Below are 26,522 nucleotides of genomic sequence, written 5' to 3'. Positions count from 1 at the left end.
GTCCTTCCAGACGTAGTCACCAATTGAGCCGGTACAGACCCGCGTCGATGGTGAGGTTGTCTTTCAGAATACCGCCCTGAACAGGGTCCAGACTGATGACTTGTGACAGACCCGTGGTTGGGTCAGCATCGCTGTCCTTGCTGGTGTCAGTGCCTGACCGTGGCCGGGTGCTGATGGCACAGTTGGCCGGGAACGAGCTACCAATGAAACGAACCAGGTAATCTCCCTTTGGCAGTTTATCGAAGAGGTACTTCCCATTTACATCGGTCGATACCACTTTGAGAGCCGCGCCCTGAGGCTGGCCATTGACGGCAGCGAAGAGTTCAACCTGTACGTTGGCGACACCAACTTCCGATGCATCCTGGATACCGTTGTCGTTGGTGTCCTTCCAGACGTAGTCACCAATTGAGCCAGTGGCCGTGTTGTACAGACCCGCGTCGATGGTTGGGTTGTTCTGGAGCAGACCACCCTGTTCAGGATCCAGCGTTATTACTGGAGACAGACCCGTGATTGGGTTGGCGTCACTATCTTTCGTATCATCCGTGCCCGTATTTGGTCGGGTGCTGATCGCGCAAGCTGTAGGGAATGAGCTGCTGACAAATTTCACCAGATAATCACCCTTCGGTAACAGGTCGAACAGGTACTTACCGTTGATGTCTGTCGAGACAATCTTCAAGGCCGCGCCCTGTGGCTGACCGTTCACTGCTTTGTACAATTCAACCTGTACATCTTTTACACCCGCTTCGCCGGCATCCTGTATGCCATTGTCGTTGGCGTCCTTCCAGACATAATCACCAATAGAACCTAATTTAGGCGTATACAGACCCGCATCAACGGTCAGGTTATCGCGCAATAGGCCCGGACCCTGATAGGGGTTGATCGGGATAATTGGGCTCAGCCCTGAGATTGGATCAGCATCGCTGTCGATCGTATCGTCGTTACCGGTGTTTGGTTTGAGACTCAGGCTACATTCGGATGGGAACGTGCTGGTCACAAACTTCACCTGATAGTCGCCAGTATCCAGGTTCGGGAACAGGTACTTACCATTTACATCCGTCGACATAGTGGCAAAGGCTGGTGAAACCAGTATGCCACGGACAACTTTGTAAAGTTCAATTACCACATTCTTCACACCGGCTTCACCCGCATCCTGAAGGCCATTATTGTTGGCATCTTTCCAGACATAGTCGCCAATTGAGCCTTTGGCATACACCAGGGCCGCATCGACGGTCAGGTTATCTTTCAGCAGACCTGTTTTGTAAGGATCGAGACTTACCACCTGCGTGATACCCGTTACTGGGTTTGCGTCCGAATCGAAATCATCGGCAACACCCGTCCAGTTGTCCTTCCTGGAGAGCATGCAGCTATCGGGCAGGCTCGCTGGCACAAACTGCACCAGATAATCCCCTTTGTTCAGTTTAGTGAACAGATACTTACCTGTCAGATCTGTGGTGGTTGAGTCCAGTTTCGCTTTGGGCGTGCCGCTAGCCGTTGCTGACCACAGAATCACTTTCACGCCTTTCACCCCTGGCTCACCCGAATCCTGCCGTCCGTTGTCATTCTTATCTTTCCAGACAAAATCACCCAGTGTACTGGTCGGGATATACAGGGCCATATCAATGGTTGGGTTGTTTTTCAACAAACCACCTTTGATGGGGTCCAGACTTATCACCGGGCTAAGCCCTGAGATTGGGTCAGCGTCAGAGTTCAGACTATCGAGCACACCAGCCTGTTTGTATTTCGGGCTGATCAGACAACTGTCTGGCCAGGTGCCCTGCACAAACTTCACGATGTAGCTGTCCTTGAGCAGATTTGCGAACAGATATTTACCCGTTGCACTGGTTGTTGTAGAGCTAACTTTTGTTGCTGGGGCGCCATTGACCGCTTTCCACAGTTCGACCGTTACACCCGGTACGCCTGGTTCAGCGGCATCCTGCCGACCATTATCATTCTTATCTTTCCAGACGAAGTCACCAATGCTGCCGTAGCATAACTGCTTGCGCAGGTCAGCAACGGTGAATGGGAACTGCGTCAGACAGCCATTTGCATCTTTCACTTCGGCGATATAGTCACCACCAGCCAGACTACCGTAGGTAACCGGGCCAGCACTGAATGCTGTAGCCGTTGGTGATACCAGGCGAACCTGGAACGGTGCCTTGCCTCCGCTAACAACTTTGATCGTAGCCGTACCATTGTTGATGTCACAATCATTGACCGCCGTTGTCTGGATGTCGATGATGGGCACCTCTGGTTTTTGCACCGTTACTGTTGCTTTCGATACGCAACCGTTAAAGCCAATTACCTCGATTTCGTAATCACCGGCGGCCAGATTCGGAATAACCTCGTTGGTGATCGCGGTTGGGTACGGTGCCGAGTAAGGCTTCGACACAACCCCTTTCACGATATAGCCGATGATCGACTGTCCGTTGCCACTGGCATTCAGTGTAACCGCGCCGTTATTAGTACCTATACACGTTACCAGACCAGTTTGTACGGCCGTCAGTGTTGGACCATCGCTATTGTTGAGAATAATCTCCTGCGTACTGGAGCAGCCATTGCCATAGCTAACCGTTACGTAGTAGATACCCGCTGGTAACATCGTTGCCTTTTCCGGTATAGGTGGCGAGAACACGCCGTCCGGTCCCGACCATACATACGTTGGTGTGCCTCCCGGAGCCGTCTGGCCCGGAAGTGGGCTCAGGCTGATCGTGATTTCGCCGAGTACCGAGCCATCGCAGGTTGGTTTTTTCAGCGTCGACGTAATAGCCATTGGGAACGTTGCTGACCGTATGTCGACCGTTGTTGTCGTTACACAGCCTTTGCTGTCCTTTACTTTCAACACGTACGAAGCTGCCAGCAGGTTACCCAGTGTAATGGCGTTTGGTACGTTGATGATGCTGCCTGTAGCCAGCTCCACCGAGCTGCCTACTCTGGTGAGCGTGTAGGTAAACGGTTTGTTACCCGTTACGGAGAAGCGGATGCTACCCGTAGAGGCTCCACAAGCCGATGGTGTTGTACTGTTGATGACCACCGTTGGTCCACCCGACTGGCCGATAGCGACAGATATCTTCTGCTTCCCGCCATCCGGGCCACCGATGGTACAACTGTTGGCATCGACTACGGATATGTAATACACACCTGCAATCAACTTGTCGAGCGTATTCACCGAATCAGCCGATGTTACCTGTGAAATAACCTGACCCAAGGTGTTGTACCAGGTGTATTTGAATGGTGCTTTACCGCCCGTTACCCGGATACGCGCCTTACCGGTGTTGGTACTGTCGCAGCTCATATCATAGCCTTCGACATCTTTCGCGCAGAATTTATCACAGTCATAGCAGACCGCTGGCTGGGTAAGGCTGACCGGGAAGTTAACGTAGCAGTTCAGCGAGTCGCGGATCGTTACCGTATAGTTCGTGTTGGCATCCATACCGAACAGGCAATTAGTCATATTCCGCGTAAACGGCGTCGGATTAATAACCGTTGGCGATACGCTCACTGTATAACGCTGACCGGTGGCCCCGTTGATGGTCAGGCATACCTTGCCGTCTTTGGCATCGCACACCACCAGGTTATCCCGGTCGACCAGTACTTCAAAATGATCAGGATCGGTCACCTGGAAGGTTTGATAGCCAACGCACAGAGTCCGGTCCGTGATGGTAAGCAGGTAGGTGCCTCTTGCCAGGCCTGTAACGGTCAGGTTCGTATTATCGACAACCGTTCCACTGCGAACCAGTCCATCCTGCGAGGTCGTATTACGCAGCGTATAAGTATACGGCCCAATATTCGTTAGCGGGAAACGGTTTTTATCCGGGGTACCGGTATCTACATTTTTATTGACAATGAAGGTGACGCTGCCATTGTCGAGATCCGGACAGGTCGGGTTTTTCACCGTTACCAGTTCCGGTTTCGGGCCTTCGGACGGATTCAGAATCAGCATCGTGCTGTCGGTGCAAATACCACCACCGGCGGTATTGCTGGAAACTTTCAGCTTATAGACGCCGGTCGCTAATCCGGTTGGATAAGTGGGGCTCGATGGCGTGAAGGCTTTACCGTCAATGCCATACCATGTGTAGGTATACTGAGCGCCGAGTGGGCTGGTTACCTGGAATGCACCCGTTTTTGGATTCTCGCTGCCATTTGGATTGTATGGGCACGAGCCAGGTGTTGTTGTCACTGCAATACTGAAGTTAGGAGCCAGCGCACCGACCGTGAACCGCTTCACCGTCACACATCCGTTAGCATCGCGTACCGTCAGGACATAGTCACCTGCTTCCAGGAACTCCAGCGTGACCGGAATACCCGCCAACGTAATCGTACCGCCCGGATACGGATTGTCTGAGGCCAGCGAGTAGCTGAACGGTGCTGCCCCAAAGATGGTGAACTGCACCTTACCTGTTTTATCGCCACAAGGGGTAGGCGTAATCTGGGCAATTTCAACCCGTGGTCCGCCTGCGTTATCCAGCACGATATCGCCTTCTGTGCTACACAGGTTGATATCTACTACTTTAACGTGATACTTACCTTCGCCTAAGTCCCAGACATAATCGAGGGTGTCCGAAACGGTATGTTTACTCAGTAACGCACCCGCAGCATCGTAATAGAAGAACGTGTACGGAGCGGTACCACCTACCACTTCGGTGTGGATACCGCCATCTTTCTGACCACAGGTTGCTTTGTAGCCGACCAGCGCGTTCAGACCCAGGTTTTTGGGGCGCTTGATGTCTAGGTCAAACTCGTACGCGCAACCACCGATACTGTTGTCGACACGCACATGATACGTGCCCGGTGCCAGGTTGGTCAGGTTCGCGCCCTGAGGAGCCGCAGCGATCAGGGTAAAGCCGTTTGGTCCGGTCCAGGTAAAGACCAGGGTATTGGCGACATCACGATTCGTGATTTTTTCCAGCGCCGATACCAGCGTGATTTTGCCATCGGTTCCGTTACAAACCGACGCATCTGTGGTTTTCCACACGACATCATAGCCACGCTCAATGCGGATATCTTTCCGACGGGTGTCGGTACAGCCACCGTCATTGACCGTCAGCGATACAACATACGTATTGCCAAAGCCAGGATACTTGTCCCACTGAATATCATGGGGGCCAGGGCCTTCGGCAATGCCGTCGTAGGGCTTGCTGTCATTCGAGTAAATCACTTTGGCACCCGCAAAATCCCAGGTATATACAGCACCTGGCTTCGCGTTGCCATTGAAGAGCACCTGCGCTTTGCTGCCCAGACAGATATAACTGTCCATTGTGAACTCCACAATAGGACGCGGGTTTTCGTAGCCAAAAAACTTCGTACTGGCATAGCAGGTCTCCGCGCTGTTGAGCGTTACAGTGTATTCAACGATCTCATTGGACGGCATCACATCGAACGATAACGTGGCTCCATTGACCACTACGTTGGTGATACCTACCATAGGCTCAATCTTATACTGAGCGATACTGACCGGGTTGCCGCTTACCAGTTCGCGCAAGGTTGTCGAGCGTCTCTGCTTAACTGCAATGTATTCGTTACAAACTGTTACATCGGCAATCGCATCCACTTTCAGTACGGGATTGACGATAATCGTCACCGTAGCCGTAGTTGGGCACTGGATGTTATTGTCGGCTGTAACAATGGCCGTTGCGGTATAGCTGATTGTGTTGGCCGTATAACCAGCGGGTACGGTCAGGGTTGGATTCGCACAAACCGAACAGCTCAGGAACTTCGCTGTTGGATCATCTTTCGATGTCCAGTAGATCGTTGCCGCTGCGGGCGTGAAACCACTGAGGTTAGCCGCCAGGGTAATTGTTTCCTGACTCAGCGGACAGATATTAGGCTGAGTGGGCACAATCGTCAGCACCGGATTGCGAGTAACCGTAATCTGTACCCAGTCGGTATTGACGCAACTGGTGATCCCGTTCGGACTCACCTGCGTTACCGTTGCCCAGAACTTGTACACGCCGGGGGCCAGGGCTCTGGTGTTGACAGTATAACCAGCCGTAGCGGCCAGGTTGTTGCCGTAGTTCGTATTGCTGATATCTTCCGTCCAGGCAACCGTTATCGTACCGTTTAGGGCACTGGTTTGCAGATTGGTCGTTGCCGACAGCGGGGTTGTTGCCTGTTGGCAGATGGTGACATCTTCGCCTGCATATACCCGAATGCTCGGCGTTACCGTCACACTCGTTGTCGCCGATGCGAAACAACCGTCGGTGTCGGTCACTTTGACGGTATACAGGTTGGTTTTGTTTTCCTGTAGCGAACCGGCCGGTGCGGCAATCGGGCTCTTGATGATCAGGCTCGACAGGGCCGAGCCGGTCCATTCGTAAGCGGCAACCGCCTTGTCCGAATCAACGTTCAACTGTACCGAGCTACCGTCGCAGATAATCTTCGGGGAGGTGATGGTCAGCACCGGTGCTTTCTTGATGGTGATGGTCACCTGAGCCGAAGCCGTACACTGCTGGTTGTTGTCGGTCGTGACAATAGACGTGGCCGTGTAAGTGATCGTTGCTCTGTTGTAGCTAACGGGCACGGTCAGTACCGGGTTGGCGCAGTTGGTACAGCTCAGATAAGCCAGCGATGGATCGTCCACCGACGACCAGAAGATGCTGGCCGGGGCGGGTGTGGCATTGTCGAGCGTTGCGGCCAGCGTCACCGTCATGGTGTTGTCGCTACAGATATCGGTGCGGGTTGGCTTGATCGCCAGGATCGGCGCCGTCGTAACCGTTACCTGAACTTCGTCGGTTTTAACGCAGTTCGTAATGCCGTTGGGGCTTACCTGGGTAGCGGTAGCCGTGAATTTGTAAACACCCGGTGCCAGGGCTTTGGTGTTGACTGAGTAGCCGGTTGTCGACGCTAGGTTGGTGCCCGTTGCCGGGTTGGTGGCGGCTTCGCTCCAGGTTACGGTTACCGTACCGTTGGTCGCGTTGCTTTGCAGGTTGGTCGTTGCCGACAGGGGCGTAGTCGAGCGTTCGCAAATGGTGATGTCGCTACCGGCAAATACATTCAGACTTGGCGTTACGGTAACGCGGGTCGATGCTTCGGTGAAACAACCATCGGCATCCGTCACTTTTACCGTATAGATATAGTCTTTGTTTTCCTGCAACGAACCGGCCGGAGCCGCGATCGGATTGGAAATGACCAGACTCGTCAGAGCAGAACCCGTCCATGCATACGAAGCCACGGGTTTGTCGGCGGTCACCGTCAGTTGTACCGACGACCCATCGCAGATAATCTTCGGTGGGGTGATGGTCAATACTGGCGACTGCTTAACGGTGATGGTTACCGTCTGGGTCGAAGTACATTCGATATTGTTATCGCCCGTTACTGTTGCTTTGGCGGTATAGGTGATCGTCGCCTTGTTGTAGGAAGGCGGAATCATCAGCGTTGGGTTGGTGCAGGATGAGCAGCTCAGGAACGCCAGGCCGGGATCATCGGTAGATGTCCAGGAGAATGTAGCGGCTGCTGGGGTAGACGCATCGAGTGTGGCGGCCAGGGTTACCGTTTGCGTGCTGTTGTTACAAATCCGGTTAGCCGTTGGGTTGATGGTGAACACGGGCTTTTTAATGACCGTAACCTGCACCTCATCGGTTTTTACGCAGGCGGCATCCCCATTGGGGCTCTGCTGGGTAACTGTGGCGGTAAACCGATAAACACCCGGTGCCAGCGTGTTTGTACTAACCGTACTGCCCGTAGTACTCGCCAGGTTTGCCCCTGAATTTGGGTTGGTTGGCGACTCGCTCCAGGTAATGGTTACCGTGCCGTCGACAGCATTGGACTGTAGATTAGCCGAGGCCGTCAGGGTAGCTTTACCGGTTTCACACAATGTCTGGTCTTTACCGGCACTGATCGTGAGCGATGGTCCTACCGTAACTTTGGCCGTGGCTGTCGATGAGCAACCATCCGTATCCGTCACGTTCACGACATAGATATAATCCTTATACCCCTGCTGTGATCCCGCCGGACAAACCTTGATGGTGGTTCCCGTTAAATTAACAGGTGTCCACAAAGCCGACTGGATAGACTTATCGGCGGTTACGGTCAGGTTCGCACAACTTCCGTCACAAATAACCTGTACGGGCACCGTAATGGTGAGCTTAGGCGTTTGCTTCAGATTGATTGTCGTCGACGCATCGGTCGAACACAGAATAGTCCCATCAGTGGCCGTAACGGTCACTGTGTAGGTCAGGCTGCTGCGTGTTTCCGTAACCGGAACGGTCAGCACAGGTGCTGAACAGGTTTTACAGCTCAGGTACGTGAGTGCTGGATCGTCTGTCGACTTCCATTGATACGTAAAAGAGCCCGAACTGCCTGCGGCCAGGGTAGCGGCCAGCGTAATTTGCTGCTGGTTGCTTACACATACGTTAGGTGTCGTAACGGGCTGTAGGTCTTTATTATACAGGTTGATCGCGACAGTCGGTTTGTTCACCACCGTCAGCGTAATAGCGGTCCGGGAAGAACTCTTACAGCCCGAAACCGGACTAACCGTTTCGGCGTAATACGTACCGGCTATCGGCGTCGTATATGTCAGGCTATTGCTGGCCAGTGGTACACCACCCGATTGGGTCGCGTACCAGTTGACCTGTAATCCTGAAGCCGCCGTTACGGCCAGTGTAGCCGGTAACTGATCGTTACACTTGACCACGTTCTGACCGGCCGGTGGCGCGACGGGCGGACACGTACAATCTTTCAGAACGTCTTTCGATACCATACAACCGGTTGAGGTAGCTGTTATCGTCACAACTTGTCCCGTTGGTACGCCAACGATCTGCCCGCCCGAGATATTTCCCAGGTTGGCCGTTACGGTGCCCGTACTCGTGAAGGGAACACTGAACGACGACAGGTCTGCCGTACATACGGGCGCTCCCAGATCGAGGGTTGGTAGCGGGTTGACCGTTACGGTTCCTGTTGCCTGGGGAACCGTACAAACGGGGTCTGTACAGGTAGCCTGGTAGGTAGTGGTGGCAGTAGGCATCACCTGAAGTACACTGCCCGTCTGTCCGTTATTCCACGACACCAGTCCAGCGCAACCCGATGCCACAAGCTGGGCCGTTTGCCCGGCGCAGATGGCGGCACTCGATACGGTAAAGTTTGGTCGGGGCTGTACCGTCACCAACTGGTACGCCTGCCCTTTACAAGTAGGGTCAAGCGGGTTGGCGCAGGTTACGGAATAAAGTTTTGTAGCGTCCGGGCTAACCGTGATAAACGCATTTGTTTCGCCGGTACTCCAGGTAATGAACCCGGTCGTACAACCGGTTACGTTTAACACGGCACTGCTACCAGCGCATATCAGCGATTGCGATACGGTAACGGTTGGCGTGGGTGGCGTACAGGAAGCCTGGATGAAGTCGATGGGACAGCATTCTGTTGCGGAACAGCCAGCGACATCTTTCGCCGTCCAGGTATAAGTACCAATTGAGGTAACAGTATAGGCGGCAGATGTAGCTCCGCCTATTATTGCCCCGTTTTTATACCATTGATAATTGGTCAATCCGGCCTGTGCCGTCGCCGTGTAGGTTTCGCCAGTATTCAGCGTATAGGTTATCGGTGTGGTACAAATTGTACTCGCATTTTGGGCGTTTGCAGTATATATCCCGCCCAGCAACAGGATCAGCAGCGCACTTACTACGTTGCGCTTCAGTGTATTGGCGTTATTCAATAGGGCAGGTCCCCTGATTTCCTGCGTGTGTTTATCCCACTTTTGTCGCACAGGCCAATACCGCTGCTTTCGGGGCGATGAGGTTCCCGCAGTACGTAGCCTCCGGAATACCGGCAAACCAGGCTCGACGCGACACAAAGCCGCCAAAAACCACCTCAGGTAGTTTAATACTGGCGGCCAGCAAGTTTGTAGTAATTGCTTCATAGTGGTTGATCTAAAAGTTGTTGCAGCGGATGCCGGGGAAGGCCGTTGCGAGGCTGTACTAGGGAATCTGGGTGAGACGTTTTGCATGGTCTGGCAGGCCGCCTTAGAGACTAGTTGGTGGGTTTGAGGTGAACATCTGGTTGCTTGGTAGCCAATTGAGTACATCCCACCCCCGACCTGCTCGTTGAGAGAAAGCCGAAACCAGGGCGAATACAAAGGGGCGGGGTAGCCTTTTTGTAGCGACCCTGACGGATGATAGGATGTAATCTTTGAGAGCATAATCTGCCAGAAATTTTTACTATCTGATGAATACGTATGGACGCGAAGTGGCAAAGTCTTTTCTGACTCCGAAAACCGTGTATACACGACAGTGAATTCTTCGGCAAATGCTATGCTAGATCACAGTTAGCAAGGGGGGATGGGGACAATCAACAGATATATGGAAATAAACGACATTGTCACTCTCTGTACTCAGAAGTAGGATACGCTGTATTGTATTTAATATATATTGTTTACAAAAAGTGAACCAACTTAATCGGCTGGCTTTTGGAAATGTCTGGCAAGTGCCTGTAGGGGCCATACCTATTAATATTCGCCCTAAAAACGACCCTATCACTAGCCTGAATCGCCATTGGATGCTTCTTTCAAGTCTGGTGCTTCATCACGTTTATTGGTAAATAAGTCGACGATGAACAAAGGCAGATAGCCAGCCTTTACTAGACGTAAAGGGCTATCTACAACATAAAAGCCCCGTTAAGGACGTCCTAACGGGGCTTTTATGTAAGGTAAATTATACCCGGTAGGTTATACCAGTGGTCAGATCGGAGAGGGTAAAGCTGTCCTTCCGGTAATTGATTGCCCATTCACACAGAGGCTACCGGCGGTTATGATCAAAACAAGTATCAGTTAGCAATAAAACCGAACTTGAAGGATTTGTGAGGCTTCGATCGCAACAGGCCTACAAAAGTGATGCCGCCCCGGATAAATGTTAAGCGGGTTTGATCAGACTGTATCAGGGGATAACTATGAAAGATGATAGATACGCGGTGTGTCTGAAGCTAGCTGAACAGGCTATTTCAGACACACCGCGTATTCTATTTAATTTTTGGTCACCGTGGTAGGATAGCAGTTAATTGAAGGCGGGATCGACGCGGTAACCGTTACGCAGTTACTATTATCGGAACAGGTGCCCGAGCTACAGGTACCTTTGGCGGTGGCCACGATCCGGTAATAGGTCGTTTGGCTAATGGCAGGCGGGTCGTAGCTGAAACCGGTGGCTCCGGTAATATCGGTAAAACCATCGGTACAGGAGGTAGTGCTTTTTTGCCATTGTAACGTTACTGTGCCGTTGGCTGTAGCCGGGGTAGCGATGGTTATGAGCGTAGGGTCTCCCTGATTAGCACATACGGTTTGATTGCCAGTGATAACCGGAGCCGTAACCAGCACATTACTGACATTTACGTTGATCGTGAAATTACCACAGGTACCGCCAACATTTTTAAGGACAAACTTACCGCAGGCGTTCGCTGAGGTGAGTTGGATGGATTTCGAACACTCATCATAGGCAAGACCAACGTTGGCTGGATCGGCCGACCAGCTTCCTTCGCCAATGATTCCTTCGCATTTTAGGAGTTCCTGGAGGAATATCTGTTGGTTGAGGTTTTTGCCGCAGAAGGTCTGGTCGATGTTAACCACCGCCGGGCTGGGACAGCATTCCTTAATAATGGCTAATGCCTTAGAGCCACCCGTGCCGTTGGGTGGGTTTGGTACGACGGTTCCAATATACGCCAGCGTGTTGGCATCAAAGGCAGATATACAGTCCTCCGATGCTGCACTGTTCAGGTTTGACATATACAGTTTGTTTGTACCCTCCGACCAGATAATACCAATTCCTGCAATACCGGCCCCCGTTACACTACTGGGTTGCGATTGGGCAATAAATCCACCCTGGGGATCATATTTCAGTATATAAGAGCCTCTGGCGTTGGCTACCGGACCACCGTCGATGCTGCTTTTTACTACATAAATGTTTTTTTGATTATCGCTGACAACGCCAAAAACACCTCCATCTGAGTTTGGCATGAATTTCTCGCCCACATTGATCGTTTCCGAAGGCCCTTCCTTAATAATAGGGTTGATACAGCTACCATTGGCCAGAGCGGCCTCAAGCTGGGCTCGGCTAAAGGCCCATATATTACCCGCGCTTCCGGCTGGAACACCGGAACCTCTACTTCGGGAACTGGCATATACCATTTCCGTTTTGGGATTGTAAGTCAGCCCCCAGAGGTTCTGACCAGTTACCTGAATCCCCGCCGAACTGTTCAAACAAACCTGCCCTATAAATTGCCCGGTACAAAGGTCATAAGCCTTTGGGCCATTGTCGGCATTGATATAGAATGTATTGCCTATACTGAACGTATTCTGGTTTGTATCGTCAACAAGCAGGTTAAAGGTGCTGGTAGGAGAAATAATGCCATTGGTGGTGAATTGCCGAACGTGGGTACCACCACCACCAGTTTCACCAATGTAGAGCCGACCATTGATGTCCGTTCCCAAGCCATGCGGGCTTGGTAACTCGCTGAATGGGTAGTTGCCCGGATACCAGGGGTTTCCGCCAACTAAAATTTCAGTTAGGTTGCCATTACTCTCTACTCTAAACTTATGTACTTGCCGAGAGCCTGGTTCATTTAAATAGATGTATTCGTCACAATTACAGGTTAGGCCGGTAGTTGTTACCTGCCCGAATAATCGGTTTGGCACTAACAGCAGCGATATGCCAAATGCCAGCATCAGGTACGATAGAGTTGCTCTATATATGCCTGGTTTACCAGGTCGATGCAAGTTGATATGAGCCACTGATTTGTAGATACATGAAGTATCGGTAGACCTATCCGATGTCAAAAACTGAAATTGTGATAATACGTTTTGCATGGTTTTAAACGCAACTTGTGATAGTTAGAAGGGTTTGGTTAACGAAAGTGTGTAGTGAACTTTCTAAAGCAAATGCTATGCTAAATCCATTAAATGAGATGATTATGGGGATAATCAACGGCTTTAGGGGATAATCAACGTTATTGATAGATGGTATACGACGTTAATAAAGTAAAATAAATATGTATTTAGTATTCGAAATATTATTAACAGTATACATGTGATGTATACCGAACATAAACTATAAGCTTACTTTGGCTGATATGTATCTAGCTTGCAAATGAAAATTGTTATAATCTACTCATGCGGTATAAGCACTGCCTGTTTCATTAAATAAAAAAAGCCCGATCTCTAGTAAAGACCGGGCATGAATAATAAAGGAAACCCTACTCCCTGATGTTAATTTTTGTTTACCAGTGTGAGAAAGCAATGAATCGTGTTGCCATCAATATCGGAAAAGATCGACTCCGGATAGACGAGAATGTTGCCGTACATGTCCTGAAGACCAGCCATTGTCTGATCTGAATTCACGAGGGTGACAGCGCTTGCTCAGTTGTTCGTCCAGGGAAACCAACCTGTCAGGTTGACATAAACTATAAATAAATTCTGGGAACAGTCAGCGGTTTGTGTATATGGACGATTCTTTCAGGAGTCCCATGGATTAAAGTGTAGGTAGTATAATAAGACAGATTTAGATGCCAAATGTGTAGATAGCTGTAGGCCATATCTAAACAGTTATACTAATAAGAGCAGCCCGGTACTCTCGTGAAAGAATACCGGGCTGCTCTTATTAGTATAACTGTTTAGATATTCTAGTTTTTAGTGATTGTGGTTGGATAACAGTTTGGCGACGGGCATAAACACCCGTCGGGTGCTATATACGTTCTCGTGGCCGTACCGCAACCCGGCAGACTGACACTAACTGTATGCTGGGTTACGCCTGAGGTTAATCCTGTTAGTGTGTACGATACTGAGGTGGCTCCGGCCGTAACAATAACACTTGTATTCACACTCCCGTCCGTAATTGTGGCCGTTCCGGCGACAGCATTAGTCAGCGTTAGGGTACCCGTTACGGTATACAGATTAGTAGCCTGAACGCAAGGGCCAGGGGCCGCCGAAATGCTCAGCGAACAGGGTAAGGTACAGGCAGGCGAGGTAATGGTAGTGGTAGCTGCGGTACAGGCTGCGCTGCTAGGGTTAGCCGTCAGCGTTACGTTGGTGCCCACAGGAATACCCGTCACGGTGTTGCCGCTAACCGTACCCGCCGAGGCGGTTACCGTCGAGACGCCCCCGCCGGTCGTGAAGTTGATGGTATAGGTGGTGCCGTTGGCATTACAGGTACCCGACCCGCTGATGGTGGGCTGGTTGGTGCAGGGTACTGTACAGTTAGGAGAATTCACCGTGGTCGTAGCGGCTGTACAGGCTGCACTACTTGGGTTGGCCGTCAGGGTTACGTTGGTGCCCACAGGAATACCTGTCACGGTGTTGCCGCTAACCGTACCCGCCGAGGCTGTTACCGTCGAGACGCCCCCGCCGGTCGTGAAGTTGATGGTATAGGTGGTGCCGTTGGCATTACAGGTGCCCGACCCACTGATGGTGGGTTGGTTGGTGCAGGGAACCGTACAGTTGGGCGAGGTGACAATGTTGGTAGACGCCACACAGGCTGCATCGCTGGGGTTGGCCGTCAGGGTCACGTTGGTGCCCACCGGAACACCCGTCACGGTGTTGCCGCTAACCGTACCAGCGGATGCGGTTATGGTCGAGATACCCCCGCTACTGGTGAAGTTGATGGTGTAGGTGGTGCCGTTGGCATCACAGACCCCGGTGCCACTGATCGAGGGTGGGTTGAGGCAGGCGGGGTTACAGTTGGGTGAACTAACGGTGGTGGTAGCTGCGGTACAAGCTGCGCTGCTTGGGTTAGCCGTCAGGGTTACGTTGGTGCCCACAGGAATACCCGTCACGGTGTTGCCGCTAACCGTACCCGCCGAGGCTGTTACGGTCGAAACGCCCCCGCCGGTCGTAAAGTTGATGGTATAGGTGGTGCCGCTGGCGTCACAGGTACCCGACCCACTGATGGTGGGCTGGTTGGTGCAGGGAACCGTACAGTTGGGGGAATTCACGGTGGTCGTAGCAGCTGTACAGGCTGCGCTGCTTGGGTTGGCCGTCAGGGTTACGTTGGTGCCCACAGGAATACCCGTCACGGTGTTGCCGCTAACCGTACCCGCCGAGGCCGTTACCGTCGAGACGCCCCCGCCGGTCGTAAAGTTGATGGTATAGGTGGTGCCGCTGGCATCACAGGTACCCGACCCACTGATGGTGGGTTGGTTGGTGCAGGGTACTGTACAATTAGGCGAGGTAATGGTAATCGTATTTGCCGGACAGCCATCGGGAGAGGTAGCCGTCAACGTTACATCCGTCCCAACCGGAATACCTGTCACGCTGTTGCCACTGACGGTACCCGCCGACGAGGTCACACTGTTTGTAGTGCCGCCCGGTGTAAAATTAACGGAGTACGTAGTCCCACTCGCGTCGCAGGCTGGCGTACCCGCCGTGATAGATGGTCCAACTACTGTAATTGTAGCCGAGACATTACCCGAACAGCCACTCTTGAACTGGTCACAGGTACCTGTATAGGTTGTTGTCACACTGGGGCTCACGGTTCGGGTGTTACCAATAGGCCCATCGCTCCAGGTTACCGTACCGACGCAATCCAGCACGGTTAACACGGTGCTCGTACCAGCACAAGCCTGTTCACTATTAACACTGGGGCAGGCGTTGGGACAAACGATTTCGCCACAAACGAAGGCAATTCCTTTTCCGAAGGAGTCAGGTACGTTCGGAAGGTAGGTACTGGTCGAACCTGAACCGGCATCGACCCGTATGACGCAATCGCCGTAAAACGTGGTCACATAGATATTGCCATCCGGTCCAAAGGCTATATCGTAAGGCTCATTACTGGCAAGACCAGTAGCCACCGTACGATCAGGTAAATTAAAGGTGCTGATAATCCCACCGTTCGCGTCCATTTTCAGGACTGCGTCATGAATTCCGTTACGGGGGTTACCCGCCAACACAACGTACAGATTTCCGTCCGGTCCGAAAACAGCACCCCGGTAGTTAGTACCGGTTGGACTGTCACCCAAGAACGTCGATGCGCCTAAGTTTGCATCTGTCCGAGATAAGCCGCTATGGCCCGTTTCAGAAGGTAATAAGTCCGGATCGTCGTTACGAAAAAAGTTTTGTGTGTAATAGACATCGCCATTAGCGGGGTTGACCGCAATACCCCAGGGGCTACCCGACGAGCCAAGGCTGTTGGTCGAACCGACAACCGAAAGCGAAGAAGCCGAAATTATACTAATCGTCCCGTCGGCCGTATTGACATAGATGGAGTTGCCATCATTAGAAATCGTTACGTCCAGCGGACTACCGGCCAACCCGATTGTGGCAATAATTTTACCTTGTCTATAGTCATAAACGGAAAGAGTTTGCGCGGCAATGTCAGCCAGATAAGCCCGCCCCCTTCTGCTATCGACCACAATCCCTTCGCCACCACCTTGCAAACTACAGTTCGGTGGATTGGACCCGTTGAACTGGATGGTCATGATCTCGCCGGGAACCGGAGTTCCGTTGACAGGTCGCTTGTATTCAGCCACCAGCATAATGGTGTTGGTACACCCATCTGGTGCATTCTGCGCCCAGGCACCACTACTAGCAAAAAGTAATAGTATGGTCAGTAAACAAACTGATTTGTAGGAGATAAGCGCCTGTGTCGAAGCGGCAAATCGGTTCAATAGACCTTTTGCCGACCCAGTATGGGTTGGTCCCCGAACAGGCGTATTGGTCTCAAATCGTTTCTGGTTCCCAACCCGGGAAGCCTCCTGAACGGGCTCTTCGCAGGAACCAGGTCTGGGTAGCCTGCTTACCGTCGGCATAACCGGCATAACACGTATCAGGGCTGCCAGAAACCACCTCAAGTGGTTGACAAACTGCAGCCAGCACTCTTGTAGTAGTAGCTTCATAATGGTTGAAATAAACGCTCTTTGCGCGGGCTTCTGCGTAAAAGGCACACGTTGGAAATATGAAAATCGGGTCAGTACGTTTGGCATGGTGAGTCTGGCAAAAAGAAATGCGGTAAATAGTCCGCATCAGATAGACCGATCAAACAATTGAATAATGTCAACCGCTGATTGCTGACCATCTGAGATGCAAATGCCTTTTGGTGGATAGACAGGTGTTGGTCCCTGCTATCCCTAGATGGTAAGTGCCTGAAATAGATCTGTTCCCTCTCGGGAGAACTCAGATAAGTTGATAGCAGAGGTCGAACAGCTCCTGAAACGTATCTGAATTGTAAAGGGTATTTAGACATTAATCGCATAGTCTGCCCTAAGTTGTAACGATTGACTGATCGCTCTGATCCGTAGGAAGCGGTTGCACAAGCGATGACATATGATGGCCAGATAGCTAATGGGCAAATACTATGCTGATGCCGAAAAGAGACTAAGATTTAGTGACAAACAACAAATATTAGTAGACAAACGGCGAAGGCTATTCTTATAGCTGTGGACTTTACTTACTTCTAAGAATCCAGGCCACTTTAGCAAATAGCAGGCCAACATAAGGTAGCCGAGGAATACTTAACGGATTTAGTCTGCTTATTGAACGTTTTACCTGTGGGAATTGGCTGAAAATGATTGGCTCGGCGCGGGGAGCTAACAGAAAGACAGCTGACTCAACGGTATTGCGTTGTAGATAAAGGCTCAACTTATTCTGGACTTGTAGGATAGCAAGTAAAAGCTCGTACTTAGTAAGTATTGTAGCCTTTTACAGAATATGAATTTTTAAGACTTTGATAAACAAACAGCCTAATTTTTACTCACTACCGTAGGGTAACAAGTTGGTGAAGTACACAAACAGCTCGCCGGTGCGGTATAGATAGTCGATGTGGTTCCACAACCCGGCAGGCTCACACTCAGGGTATGGTTAGTCCCATCGATAGGTAGTCCAGCCAGCGTATAGGGAACCGAAATATCCCCGCTACCTATTGCTACCGTGGTCGTCTGGCTGCCATCGGTAATGGTTGCCGTACCCGTTATCGCGGTGGTTAGACTGATGACGCCGGTAACGGCGTAGGTACTCGTCGCCGTGTTACACGAGATCGGCGTCGCTGTCGCCGTCAGTGCGCATGGGGGCGGGGCTGCGATGGTAATCGACAGGGACTGAGCCACCGTGCAGGCCAGTGCATCCGTCACTTTTACCGTGAAGCCGCTGGTTGTGGCACTGGTTGTTGTACTGGCAATAGCACCCGTGGTCGTATTCAGGCTCAGTCCAGGGGGCAACGTGCCTGCCGTGACCGCGAAGGTCAGCGGGACCGTGCCGCCCGTGGTGCTGATGGTCTGGTTGTAGGCCGTCCCCACCTGACCGTTGGGTAATGTGCTGGTCGTGATGCTCATCGAGCAAACCGTACAGGCTACGGGGGCGGTGTAGATCATGCTGGCGGAGATCCCGCCCGTCAGGATCGCCACCACGGTGTGGCTGGCCGCGTTGCTGATCCCGGATACGAGAAAGCTGGCCGTGGCCTGATCCGCTACGATATTGAGGCTACTAATGGGGGTGCCATTGTCGGTGATGGTCAGGGTACTGGCTACCACGTTGCTCAGCGAGACGGTGACCGTGGCCGTATATTGGTTGGCAGTCGGTGTGCCGATGACCGAATTACAGACGGGTGTACTGACCACCACCGTCAGCATCGGAGCGGCAACTGTACACGAAAGGGGGGCGGTATAGGTAGTAATGGCCGACTGACTGGCATAACTGGCCAACACCGTATGCAGCCCTGTACCGCTGGTCAGTCCACTTAGCGAGTAAGGTACTGCACTGATTCCAGCCGTAACCGGAATGGTCGTAGAAGCCGTTCCGTCTGTAACGGTGGCAGAACCTGCAACAGCACTCGTCACCGATAGCACTCCGCTAATGGTATACTGATTGGTAGCCGACAGGCAATCGCCCGCCGTAACCGTAACCGATACCGTGGTTGCCGTACAGCTTTGAGTCGCTGTAGCGGTTGCCGTACAACTGTTGAGGGTAGCCGTCAGTAGTACCGGCTGGCCGGTTGGTATGCCGGTTACTTTGCTTGCAGCCGTATCCAGAACGCCTATGGTGGTCGTCACTACCGCGTTAGCAGTGGCAGTATAGGCGAGTTCGTACGTCAGGGCGTCGTCCGAACAGCGGATCTGATTCGGGTCGATGGTGATCGTGGGCAGGGCGTTAACCGTTACGGTTACGGTCGTTCGGGTAGTCGATTTGCAGCCGGAAAGGATGCTGTAGGCTTCAGCAAAATAACTCCCCTCAGTGGTGGGCATATATGTTGTCGTTGCCGATGCCATCAAGTTTCCCGCGCTATCATACCAGTTGGCCGACTCGCCAATGCCCACCGTTACCGTCAGCGGGGGCAAGGCCGTACCCAAACAGACGGCTTTATCTCCCCCACTAACCGGCGGGTTTATAACCGGACAGGGGCAGTCGTTTGTGGCCGATACAACGGTCAGGCAACTCCCCGAACAGGCAGTCAGACTAACCAGTTGCCCGGCGGGTATGGCACTCACTGTGGTTCCCGAAAGTGAACCCACATTGGTCGTTACGGTACCATCTGACGAAAACGTGATCGAATAGGTCTTTAGATCCGGAGCGCAGGTAACGGATGTGATCGAAAGGCTTACGGCTGGTGTTTGCGTAAGGCTTACCTGACTGGTGGTTGTGCATCCTGCGGCATCGGTCGTTGTTACGGTATACGAGCCGGGAGCCAGATCAATCGCCAACGGTGTTGTTTGCACCGGGCTGGTGGTCCAGGCGTAGGTGTACGGTGCCAGCCCTCCCTGCACAATGGCCATAGCCCTGCCGTTCGACAGCCCACAGGTGGCATGGTTCAGCGAGTCGATGGCCGACGAAAGAATAGCTCCACCACAAAACTGAGCCTGGAGCGTGTCGCCAAAAGCATAGGTCAGAGTTTGGGGAATGTCGTTTGGTGAGTCCAGGTTGATGTTGAACGTAAGGTCCCAGGTTTGCGTAGCCGGGTCGAAATCCGTTTGCCAGAAATCCTTGCCATACACGGCCTGGTTGATCGCCTTCCACTGGTTGTTTTGCCGAATATAGAGCGTATTTTTCTGGTAATCCGACACGCCACTGAAGGTAACGGGTACGTAACCCATTCCTCCTTTTACCTGAAAAACAGCGGCATTGGCTGTCGTCCCAATCCGAATCGGATACTTGGCGAGAACCGTTCCCTTTTGCGCCGTTACCGTCAGGTCATTGCCCGTGGCTTCGCGGTAAACCATTTGCCAGGTATCAGCTTTGGTAGCGAGTGCATTTTTCAGGTTTTGATTTGTGCCATAGTAATTGGCCGCTACTTTGGGGAGGAGAAACACCTCAATATCGGCCTCAATGTAATCACCGGCTTTAAATTCGGTAACACCGGGTGGCGTGGTGATGTAGAGGTTAGAGCTGTTACCCCCGTTGGCGAAGTTAGCCGCTGCCACCGAATTCTCGACCAGATAGGGGATGGCGGGCTGACAGTTGATCTGCGCTTTCCACGACCGAATCACAAAGCCCCGGTTGGCATCGTAAAACTGCGCCGAAGGGGCTTCGCTGGTTTCAGATTGGTGCATCGACACCCAGGGTACCCGGCCCGTCATGGGTCTGGCCGCACCAATGACCGCGTTGGTCCCGTTAATGGTTGCATTCCACTCTTCGGTCAGGCCATCGGTATTGCCCACGGCCAGTTTAGCGGACTTCGTGGCGTGATACCAGTACGTACCTAATTCGAAAATTGAGAAATTTTTGAATTTAGTGTTTTGTAAGACTTTCATACGGACCTTATACAGTCCGCGCGTCATGTCTTCACTTCGATAAATAGCTGTACTATATTCCAGATTCAGCTTATCGTCGTCGCTGACCCCGGCATAGGTGGTTTCGGTCAGGTTGGGGCTGTACCGCTTATACTGCGTTCGCACGTTGGTGTGCATGCTGCGCTTCCCATCAGACCGGGTGTAGTTGAGTAGGCCCGCCCCCCCGTGATTACCGCCCAGATTATACAGTCCTCCATCTTTCCACTTCAGGTATAAAGGCCGAAAATCATTGATGATCGAGCTGGTCGTATCCAGAGAAACACCATAGGTAATGGTTTCGCCCCAGGAGCCAATCGCCTGTTGATTCCAGAGGAAGTTAAAGCAGCACCCCACCAGGCTCACCTGGGATTCCGACGCTGCGGGTAACGTACCCCAGAGTGCATTGACGCTCACATATTCGAGCGACAGGGTGGTATTGGCCGGAATCACCAACTGGCTGTAGCCATGATACCACACCCCCCGGTAGTAGTGGTTTGGAACATTGTTGGCATCGGGACCGGGGTGGAAGTTTTTCGTTAACTGAACGGGTAACCCCACCGGATTCCCCTGATTATCCCGCAATACGGCCGATAATCCGGTTACGCCGAACACATCGTCATACGGCCCTTTTGCATCTCCGCTCTTCCATTTGCGCTCCTTAGCGAAATTAAGCCGAACGACCCGATCGGTAGCGGTTGTGTTGGGTATCGAAAACGCGACTTTTTCGATTCGGTTGTTGCTCGACGCCGAATAATAGGCCGTATTTCCGTCGTTACGCAGATCGAAATGATACGCACCCATATCCTGATCGTACTGTACGTCAATGGACGTGCTGGTTGGTGAGGTTTGCTGAGCTGTGATGGCCAGTGGCTGGCTTTCAACAGCGGCCAGTTCAAGGAGTCTGGCGTCGATGTTAGCCGCAATGGGATAAATAATAATACCTACATTTCTTTCCTGGCCAGCCGTCCAGGTACCGGCGGCTGTCTGAGCCGTAACCGTGCGTGTCGAGGCATTGACGGAGAACGATGTGCTTGCACTGCTTTTTAGAAACAAAAACCCACTGCCATCGGCGGCTTTGAAACCCTGAACGGCACCGTTCTGGATCAGGGTCGGATAGGCAGCGGGGGCGGTCCAGGTCATCTCCAGCGTACCAGCGGTTACGGCAGCTGTGGGTGTGTAGCGCATCAGCAACGTTAAGCGGTCTGGCCAGGCGGCCACCTCGACACCGGTATTGTATACATCCTGAGCCGGAGCACCAGGTTGAAAATTAACCTTCTCGATGAATCGGCGCTGAACGTATTTTCCGCTTTCCACTACTTGACAATCCTCCATCTGGTTAGACGTCGATATAGCTCTGTAGCGGCTTGTGTTCTGGAGAATCGAATAGGTAACTGCCGTCGGGTCGACTGTGGGGAAGCTCTGACTCTGGGCCTCGCGCAGGCTAACGTCTGACGTAGTGGGTGCTTTATTGATTAGAAAATTACTGATGGTCAGGTTCGTGTAATCAAACGATAGCGCGTAGTAGTTGCTCTTGATGGCAAAACCTTTCTGTGGCGAGGTCTTGGCTTTGTTGGTCCACCACATGTAGGAGTAATCACCGGTTTTCCCGAGTACGCTCGTCGGTACTGCCTGTCCAAAACCGGTTAGGGTATAGATACTGAACGAAAACAGGCAAACCAGCAGTCGCATCAATCGGCAGTTATTTCTTATAATAGAGGAAAGACACTCCATATTGAATCGGCCCGTTTTTATCTAATGAATGGAACAAATACAGTACCAAAAATTGGGCTAGGTATTATAAAAAGTATACCGATTATATGTTATAGCTAATTAAACGGGATATCTGCCTGTTCGGCCTTATAGGTGGTTGTCTTTAGGGTTCCTCTCATTAGTTAGCTACCTATTTTAATTTCTTGGGTAGCGGATTTATCCCTTTAGGCCGGGCCGTTGTTACGGGGCGTAAAGGAAATAACACTCAAAATCTATATCAGAGATAAGATTATCAATAGGCTTTGGTGTCTAAAAACAGGATCGCGGGCAAAGCTGATTTGTCAACTTCGCCCGCGATCCTGACTACTGGTTACTTGCTGATCACCAGTTTCTTGTACAACTTTTTGGGGCCAGCCATATCCTTCATCTCGCTGATACGCTCAACGGATAAATAAAAGAGTCCCCCAGCCTGGCTGGGCACCGGCATCCGGTAGGAGATAAGTTTGGTAACATCCTCCTCCATTGACCGGAATTCAACCCCTGAAGCCGACAGTAAGCGAAGCCGTACCCGTTCGCCAGGGTTATACTGCTGGGCCGTAACCGTAAAGGCATCGCCAGCAATCGGGTTTGGGTACACGAGCACTGTTGGGTCTTTAAGTTCTGTAGGGGCGCTAGCCAATTGATTCAGGCTAGCTTTATCAAAGGCGCCCATAAAGTAGTCTTTACCGGTAAAATCCTGAATGATATTACCAAAATCGCCCCCCTTCATACCCATCTTGTCCGACGTAGGGTCCTGTCCATTTACAAACAGTCGAACGCCTTCCGTATAGCCGCCTTGCAGCGAAAACGTAAACAACAGAAAAGGGGTATTTTCCTCGAAGTCGATCAGTTTGCCCATGCTGTGAATGCCATGAAAGTCCTCCTCAGGAGCCGCAGCAGGCGCAAACACGGTTGAATAATCCGACCAGCGGGCCGTCTCGCTGTAGATAGCCAGGGGTTGATCGGCAATCGACTTTGGCACGACAATAGATACTTGGGAAGGCCCCAAGTTAAACCGGTTACTTTTAAAGTTAGGCCGGGCATACACTTCGTAACGACTTTGCTCACTGTTATATGTCAGGTTAACAGCAAACTGTGATACACTATGGGTAACTTGAACTGGCTGTGCAATGGCTAGCGTAGTGGCCAGAAGTCCTGACCAGAAAAGAAATATCGTTCGCATGGTAAAACAGTTAATAGGGTATCTGGTCATTTCTTTATTAGCGTATTCGGCGAACCGTAATGGGTATGCAAGACGGTGGACAAACCGCATCACAAAGTGTCAGCAACAAGGGCGATGACACGGCAAGACACTGAGCCGTTACGGTAGAAAACGCCTTACCTACCTGTAGATTCTGAATGCTTTGATCATCTGTGTAAATCAGGGCATACGCACTATACTGTCCACTCGTAAGCCCGACCGAAGAAAACGAGGCCAAACTACTCAGTTGTGTAATCACACCGTTACTGGCAACAAGTACATACCGCGTTAAGGTACCCGTTGATGGGCTACCGCCTGCGCTGGTTAGCGTAATCGGCATCCCAATCCTGTAGTCGCAGGTAGCTGGCGGAGGTGGAGGTGGAGGTAAGCTCACACAAACTCGAATGGGCAGCGCATCCGACCAGTCGAAGCAGGTCGCTGTCACGCTGCTTAGTGGCTGACCTACGCTTAGGTTGCTCACCGATCCATCATGAGTGATGGAGAGTGCCATGTACGTACGGCTACCCGCCAAGCCCGAAAAAGTGGCCGTCGAACTTACCCGGACAATGATGCCGACCGAATCGGCCAGCACGTACTGGGTGGTTCCGCTACCACTGCCACCGCTGGATTTGAGGGTGATGGTGGATGAGGTGAAGTCGCAGCTGGCCAGCGTTAGCGGGCAACCATAGGCGTTCACGCTCGTACCGGCGGGTGTCCCCGGACACAAATCGCTGGTATCCGGTACGCCATCTCCATCGGTATCACTGGCCCATACCATACCAGTAGATACGGATTTATTTACCGCTTCTGTTGGAACTGCCCAGGTCGTTATCGGGAGCAGAAGCGCGATCAGAATAAACCGCCATCTGAAATTTGAAAACAAAAAGTGGATCATGCACTTGGTGGGTCTTTACCCATTTTCTGGACACTCGAAATTTGATTACTTACTCAGCGTAGGAGCCACTAAGTTGCAGACGGTACAGACAGTTCCTGTATTTGCGTAGTTAGCCTGATACAAATTGGTTTGCTGTTGGTTGGTACTGGTGGTGTAAACAACGTTGGTGAAGTCCCCCCCCTGCATACCGGCACCCGCCGAATTGGGATCACTACCGTTCACATACAGACGTAACCCGGGTACGCAATTTCCCTGGGGCAGCGTGAAATAAAACAGCAGCGTTTCCTGGTTAGTCACCAGGTCTATTTTTTTGCCCTGCGAGCCAATACCGTGAAAATCCAGCGTCGAGGCAACTGCAGGGGCATATACCTGCGACACATCATCCCAACCGCCACCGGCCACACTGGTCACCACAAATGGCGAGTTGGCGATTGATGCAGGAGCGGCCACCGATACCTGAGCACTCCCCCAGTTGAAATTAGCTTGTGAGAAAGTAGGCCGTGCATAGACCTCATATCGGCTCTGACCGATGTTGTATCGTAATGTTAAGTCGATCAGTCCTTGTGAATAGCCAGTAAAAGCTAGTCCGACTAATACAATAAGCGAAGACAGGAATTTCATTTGTAAGAATGTTTAGCGTTTGTTTAGTTAAAGCCGACAGAGTAGGTCACTCTGTCGGCTCGTTAGATTACGGCAACTGCTCAATAAATAAGTCGTAGTTATACACCTGACCTCCCTGAACATTTAAGGAATAGAGCGCTAACACATTGCTGAAGATGATCGACGTGTCGTTAACCCCTCCCTGGTATTTGGCCTTTCCATTCATATCGACATCGCCGTAGAAATAACCATACGCAAGGTCGTAGTTGTAGGCAGGTGTGGCATTACCTGGCTGGGCGTTGATTACGTCGTTGAGAATCGTCGTGTTATCATCCAGCCCGCCTACGTATTTCACCTTGTTGTCATGATTGGCATTACCTGCCCACAAGGCTCGCTTCCCACCAACCGTCACCATTTCCAGACCATCATAATTGATAGCTGCCGTCGATTTGTCGTAGGTGGCGGCTGCCGACAGCGTGGTGAAATCAACCAGCGTTGTCGTGCTACTCAGTGGTATGGCCGTTGCCGTCATCACACCCAGATGGTTTCGGTGTTTAATCGACACATAGTAACTGCTGCCGGTCAGTGAACTGAACGAAAGGGGCGATGTGCCATCAGATGCCAGTACGACATCGCCGTCGCGTTGAACCAGGGCGGATCGAGTGGCGACTATGTTTGCTGAATTGGCAGCATCCCGTAGTTCAACCAGTACCCAATCCACAATGGCGTTGGGCGTACCTCCATTGGCCGTTAGCACGGTAGCCGTTGTGGTTTCGCCACCACCGCCACCCGTTTGAGCAAAGCGTGGGCTAACCGCAGCCGAGTAAGGCGTTGTCATTGGCAAATAGCCCCCCGTCCGCAAGTCGTCACGCATGAGCGGACTAGCCGATGAGTTGATAAGCGCCCCTTGCAGTAAAACTTTCACCCTCAGCGATAATGCTGACACTGGTGCGGGCGCTACGGGTCCTGCCGTCACGGGTGTAGCCTGGTTGTTGGCCGGGTTTCCGTCGCCGGGGGTGTTCACCCCGCCGGTGAAGGTTGGCGTGCTGCCCACTGCTCCCGCTGTCGGGGTGAGCGGTACGGCTAATGTCGTACTGCTACCCGCCGTGATGGGGGTATTGCTGGTACAGGTCACCGTCCCCGAAGCTACCACACAACCAAAGTTGCCGGTGGTGAAGCTGGCGGGTACGGTAATGTTGGCTGGCACATTCACCGTGACGATGATAGGCCCTGTCGTGACCGCCGTACCGATGTTGCTCACGGAGATGGGCAACGTACTGGTCACCCCAACCGTGAGGGCCGGGAAAGGCTGGCCGATGGTGATCACCAAATCCGGTGCCAGTGCGGGCGCTACGGGTCCTGCCGTCACGGGTGTAGCCTGGTTGTTAGCCGGGTTTCCGTCGCCGGGGGTGTTGACCC

At 52.1% G+C, this 26,522-nt stretch carries 9 protein-coding genes; all 9 read right to left on the bottom strand.

Features of this window, described 5'->3' with window-relative positions:
• Window positions 1-16 precede the first annotated feature (16 nt).
• Window positions 17-9,847 (bottom strand): SdrD B-like domain-containing protein, encoded by a 9,831-nt coding sequence (locus tag NT073_RS29270; protein ID WP_297381203.1) that lies wholly within the window; start codon window positions 9,845-9,847, stop codon window positions 17-19.
• A gap of 1,098 nt (window positions 9,848-10,945) precedes the next feature.
• On the bottom strand, window positions 10,946-12,637 hold the full coding sequence (locus NT073_RS29265; protein ID WP_297381200.1) for a hypothetical protein: 1,692 nt from the start codon (window positions 12,635-12,637) through the stop codon (window positions 10,946-10,948).
• Between the two features lie 540 nt (window positions 12,638-13,177).
• Window positions 13,178-13,309 (bottom strand): hypothetical protein, encoded by a 132-nt coding sequence (locus NT073_RS29260; protein ID WP_297381196.1) that lies wholly within the window; start codon window positions 13,307-13,309, stop codon window positions 13,178-13,180.
• Window positions 13,310-13,590: 281 nt separating this feature from the next.
• Window positions 13,591-16,797 (bottom strand): hypothetical protein, encoded by a 3,207-nt coding sequence (locus NT073_RS29255; RefSeq protein WP_297381193.1) that lies wholly within the window; start codon window positions 16,795-16,797, stop codon window positions 13,591-13,593.
• Window positions 16,798-17,640: 843 nt separating this feature from the next.
• Window positions 17,641-22,347, bottom strand: a complete 4,707-nt coding sequence (locus NT073_RS29250; RefSeq protein ID WP_297381190.1) for a putative Ig domain-containing protein — start codon at window positions 22,345-22,347, stop codon at window positions 17,641-17,643.
• A gap of 391 nt (window positions 22,348-22,738) precedes the next feature.
• The gene (locus tag NT073_RS29245; RefSeq protein ID WP_297381188.1) at window positions 22,739-23,590 is read right to left on the bottom strand and encodes a hypothetical protein; all 852 of its coding nucleotides are present in this window, start codon (window positions 23,588-23,590) and stop codon (window positions 22,739-22,741) included.
• 37 nt (window positions 23,591-23,627) lie between these two features.
• Window positions 23,628-24,503, bottom strand: coding sequence for a hypothetical protein (locus tag NT073_RS29240; RefSeq protein ID WP_297381185.1), 876 nt, complete (start codon window positions 24,501-24,503; stop codon window positions 23,628-23,630).
• 45 nt (window positions 24,504-24,548) lie between these two features.
• Complete coding sequence (locus NT073_RS29235) at window positions 24,549-25,124, bottom strand: hypothetical protein (protein WP_297381183.1); 576 nt, start codon at window positions 25,122-25,124, stop codon at window positions 24,549-24,551.
• Between the two features lie 67 nt (window positions 25,125-25,191).
• A partial coding sequence (locus NT073_RS29230) for a hypothetical protein (RefSeq protein WP_297381180.1) occupies window positions 25,192-26,522 on the bottom strand: 1,331 nt, incomplete at its 5' end.

It is taken from the genome of Spirosoma sp. (genome assembly GCF_026391055.1).
Taxonomy (GTDB): Bacteria; Bacteroidota; Bacteroidia; order Cytophagales; family Spirosomataceae; genus Spirosoma.
Note: the sequence above shows the minus strand (reverse complement) of the source record. Positions and strands in the feature narration are given on the sequence as shown.